Annotated in this window: 1 protein-coding gene; it reads right to left on the bottom strand. The window is 49.7% G+C overall.

The features are described from left to right. Positions 1–720 (bottom strand): DNA recombination protein RmuC (gene rmuC / locus R7190_RS27345; RefSeq protein ID WP_318137865.1); only part of this gene is annotated, 720 nt, incomplete at both ends.

The raw sequence follows: 720 nt of genomic DNA, 5'->3' as shown, positions 1-720 counted from the left end.
GCGAGGTGAGCACTTAACGCGCGGTCGCGTTCAGCATCCGTTTCGGCATTGAAGTAGCGCTCGTACGCCACTAATGCCATTTTCGAATCGACCACCACTTGCTTGTTTTGTGGCAAATGCACAATCACATCCGGTTGGTAACGCTTACCCGCTTCGCTCTGTAGGTTCACTTGCGTTTCGTACTCGTGCCCTTCGCGCAGCCCCGATTCGGCTAAAACGCGCGCCAACACCACTTCACCCCAGTTACCTTGCTGTTTGTTATCGCCTTTGAGCGCTTGGGTCAGGTTCACGGCTTCTCGAGTCATTTGTTCATTGAGGCGTTGCAGATTTTTCAGCTCATGCACCAGCGTATGACGCTCTTTAGCTTCTTGGCTAAAGCTGTCGTTGACTTGCTTTTTGAAACCTTCTAACTGCTCTTTTAACGGTGACAACAACCCTTCTAAACTTTGACGGTTTTGCAAATCGACTTTCGCGGTTTTCTCTTCAAACAGTTGATTGGCAAGGTGCTCAAACTGTTGTTTCAGACGCACTTCGGCCTGCTCTAAAATTTGCAGTTTTTCCGCATTAGCCTGATTCATTTGCTCGTGGCGCGCCTGCTGCTCACGAAGCTGCGTTTCCAAACGGGATTTTTGTTCACGCATTTGGCCCAGCTCATCAAAGTACTGCTGACGTTCTTGTTTGACGGCTTCGAAGTAACGCAATTTCTCCATGGCCGCCATC

The organism is Vibrio sp. 1078-1 (genome assembly GCF_033340475.1).
The sequence above is the reverse complement of the archived record's forward strand: the minus strand, read 5'-3'. Positions and strand labels throughout refer to the sequence as shown.